Annotated in this window: 3 protein-coding genes and 1 pseudogene; 1 reads left to right on the top strand and 3 read right to left on the bottom strand. The window is 60.6% G+C overall.

All coding sequences use genetic code 11. The features are described 5' to 3' along the window. Positions 1-115: 115 nt before the first annotated feature. Together ACIOWE_RS27595 and ACIOWE_RS27590 are read right to left on the bottom strand one after the other, a co-directional pair. Positions 116-691, bottom strand: coding sequence for an ANTAR domain-containing response regulator (locus ACIOWE_RS27595; protein WP_007916390.1), 576 nt, complete (start codon positions 689-691; stop codon positions 116-118). Between the two features lie 14 nt (positions 692-705). Next, positions 706-1,917 carry a CmpA/NrtA family ABC transporter substrate-binding protein gene (locus tag ACIOWE_RS27590; RefSeq protein WP_401397997.1) on the bottom strand — a complete coding sequence of 404 codons (1,212 nt, stop codon included), beginning with the start codon at positions 1,915-1,917 and terminating at the stop codon, positions 706-708. A gap of 221 nt (positions 1,918-2,138) precedes the next feature. Between ACIOWE_RS27590 and ACIOWE_RS27585 the strand changes: the two genes are divergently transcribed. Beyond that, positions 2,139-3,161, top strand: a complete 1,023-nt coding sequence (locus tag ACIOWE_RS27585; RefSeq protein WP_401397996.1) for a quinone-dependent dihydroorotate dehydrogenase — start codon at positions 2,139-2,141, stop codon at positions 3,159-3,161. 316 nt (positions 3,162-3,477) lie between these two features. Here ACIOWE_RS27585 and ACIOWE_RS27580 read toward each other — a convergent pair. Beyond that, positions 3,478-3,600 (bottom strand): annotated as a pseudogene (locus tag ACIOWE_RS27580) (ribosome modulation factor); the annotation flags it as partial.

The raw sequence follows: 3,600 nt of genomic DNA, 5'->3' as shown, positions 1-3,600 counted from the left end.
GAGCAATGTGTCTATTAAAAAGTGTCCACCATGTGTCCGAACACCTGTCCACCATGTGTCCGGTACATACAGGGAGAGGGCTAGGGTGAGGGGCTTCTCAAGCGACCAGAACTTTTCAGCCCAACAACTCACTCATCGCAATAATCTGCTCCGCCACCTGAATCAGCTTCTGCTGCCGACTCATCGCCTGGCGCCGCATCAAGGTGTAAGCCTCTTCCTCATTGCAGTCCTTCATCTTCATCAACAACCCCTTGGCCAGCTCAATACGCTTGCGCTCGGCCAGTTGCTGGTCGCGGGCCTGAAGCTGCGCCCGCAATGCCTGATCGCTCTCGAAACGCGCCATCGCCACATCGAGAATCGGCTGCAAGCGCTGCGCGTGAATACCTTCGACGATATAGGCACTGACCCCGGACTTGATCGCCTGTCTCATCACCCCCGGATCATGTTCGTCGGTAAACATCACGATCGGCCGGGGCTGGTCGCGGCTGACCAGCACCACTTGCTCCATGACATCGCGGCTCGGTGACTCGGTATCGATCAGAATCACGTCCGGGCGCACCGTTTCGACGCGCGCCGGCAAGTCGATGGTCAGACCTGACTCGTCGATCACCTCAAAACCGGCCTCGGTCAGCGCCGCTTTCAGGCGCCCGACTTTTTTCGCCGTGTCATTGATCAACAGAATGCGCAACATGTTGGCGTCTCCTGTCAGCGGTGGGCGAGAAGGGGAGCGTCGTCGCTCATTGCGTGCAGCTTGAAGCTGCGCGCGTAACCGGCGGGATCGCTGCCGTCCCAGATTTTGCCGTCGAGCAGCTGACTGCTGCGCATATCGGTGCCCCATGCCGCAACACCGACACCGGTCGCGGCGTCGCGGTAGACCTCCAGTTGCTGAACCTGACGGGCGACAGCAAGGTAATCCGGGTCCTCACGCAGCAAGCCCCAGCGGCGAAACTGGGTCATGAACCACATGCCGTCCGACAGATACGGCAGATTCACTTCGCCGTTGCCGTGGAAGCGCAGCGCGTGTGGGTCCTGCCAGCGATTGCCGAGACCATCGGCGTAATCACCGAGAAAACGCGGTTCGATGCACGACAGCGGCGCGTCCAGATATTCCGGCGCACTGAGCAATTGCGCGGTGCTGCGGCGATTTTCCGGGCTTGCTTCGATAAAGCGGCTGGCTTCGAGGATCGCCATCACCAGCGCCCGCGCCGTGTTGGGGTATTGCTCGACAAATTCGCGGGTGCAGCCGAGGACTTTTTCCGGGTGATCGGGCCAGATCGTCTGGCTGGTGGCCAACGTGAAACCGAGATCCTGCTGCACCGCGCTGGCGGCCCACGGTTCGCCGACGCAAAAGCCGTCGATACGCCCGGCTTGCAGGTGCGCGACCATTTGCGGCGGCGGCACCACCACGCTATCGACATCCTGCAACGGATGAATGCCCTGGCTCGCCAGCCAGTAATACAGCCACATGGCATGGGTGCCGGTTGGAAACGTCTGCGCGAAGGTAAGTTTTGCGCGGCTTTGGTGCACATGCCGATCCAGCGCTTCAGGACTGGTCACGCCGAGGTTTTGCAGACCGTGCGAAAGATTGATGCTTTGGCCGTTCTGATTCAGGCCCATCAACACCGCCATGTCGGTCGACGCCACCCCGCCAATGCCCAGATGCACGGCGTAAATCAGGCCGTACAGACTATGGGCGGCATCCAGTTCGCCGTTGACCAGTTTGTCGCGCAAATTGGCCCAGGATGTCTGACGCTTGAGGTTCAGGGTCAGACCGTAAGGCTGGGCGAAGCCCTGAGTGGCGGCGACAACGACCGAGGCGCAATCGCTCAAAGCCATGAAACCAAGGTTGATCGCACTTTTTTCCGGTGCGTCGCTGCCGTTGACCCAGGCCAGCGGCCCCACTGATGGTTCATTCATCCAACGCCACCTCAAAAAAAACGCCGTCCCGGACTTTGCGCAGGCAAAACCCGGAGACGACGCCATTGTCCTTGCCCGTTTGCCGCCATTGGCCTGCGAGCTGATAGCGAAGAAAGTGCAAGGCATATGCCAGTGCGGCGATTTACGCGTGCGCCTCGCGCCGCAGGCACATGCCCGGCTATAATCGCCGCCTCTTTTCGCCGCCCGAGTCATTGCCGCCCATGTACACCCTGGCCCGTCAGCTGTTGTTCAAACTTTCCCCGGAAACCTCCCACGATCTGTCGCTGGATCTGATCGGCGCGGGTGGGCGTTTGGGCTTAAACGGCTTGCTGTGCAAGGCACCGGCAAAAATGCCGGTCACCGTCATGGGCCTGGAGTTTCCTAATCCGGTGGGTCTGGCGGCGGGTCTGGACAAGAATGGCGCGGCCATCGACGGTTTCGCGCAACTGGGTTTCGGTTTTGTCGAAATCGGCACCGTGACCCCGCGTCCGCAGCCGGGTAACCCGAAACCACGGATCTTCCGCCTGCCGGAAGCCGAGGCGATCATCAATCGCATGGGCTTCAACAACCTCGGTGTGGATAACCTGCTGGCGCGGGTGGCAGCGGCAAAATACAAGGGTGTGCTCGGTATCAACATCGGCAAGAACTTCGATACGCCGGTCGAGCGCGCAGTGGACGATTACCTGATCTGCCTGGACAAGGTCTACGCTCACGCCAGTTACATCACGGTCAACGTCAGCTCGCCGAACACCCCGGGCCTGCGCAGCCTGCAATTCGGCGATTCGCTCAAGCAGTTGCTGGCGGACCTGGCCACGCGCCGCGCCGAACTGGCGCTGCGTCATGGCAAGCATGTGCCGCTGGCGATCAAGATCGCTCCGGACATGACCGACGAAGAGACCGCGCAGGTTGCACAAGCGCTGATCGAAACGGGCATGGACGCTGTTATCGCGACCAACACGACCCTGAGCCGGGTCGGCGTCGAAGGCATGGAGCATGGCGACGAGGCGGGCGGTCTGTCCGGTGCGCCTGTGCGTGAGAAGAGCACGAATACCGTGAAGGTGCTGGCGGGTGAACTGGCTGGTCGTTTGCCGATCATCGCGGCTGGCGGCATCACCGAAGGCAAACACGCGGCCGAGAAAATCCTCGCCGGTGCCAGCCTGGTGCAGATCTACTCTGGCTTCATCTACAAAGGCCCGGCGTTGATCCGCGAATCGGTAGACGCCATCGCCGCCCTGCGCAAGTAACTGTGAGGGCATTTGTGGCGAGGGGGTTTATCCCCGTTCGGCTGCGCAGCAGTCGTGAAGTCAGAACCTTCAATTGACCTGACACACCGAGGCGGATGGTTTTGGGGCTGCTTCGCTGCCCAACGGGGATAAATCCCCTCGCCACAGGATCCGGTAATCTCTGAAGCCCTTTCGCCACAAGGATTATTTTGCGGCTGAACAGGCATAAAAAAGGGCTCCTCGAAGGAGCCCCTGGGCCGCAGCCCGCCGTCCGGGAAGGACGTGCATGGTAAGTCGTTACAAATTCAGATTGTCGTGTCGGAATAAATGCCCTGTGTCAGCCGACGGCGTGAAGTTCGTTGAGTCTGTGGATTCCCGCAGTGCCGGTCATACCGTCCCAGTTGTCGCCGCGTCCTTCTCGCCAGCCGTTGATCCAGGCTTGGCGTACCGACGGTAGAGT

This window comes from Pseudomonas sp. NPDC087598 (assembly GCF_044743525.1).
GTDB lineage: Bacteria > Pseudomonadota > Gammaproteobacteria > Pseudomonadales > Pseudomonadaceae > Aquipseudomonas.
The sequence above is the reverse complement of the archived record's forward strand: the minus strand, read 5'-3'. Positions and strand labels throughout refer to the sequence as shown.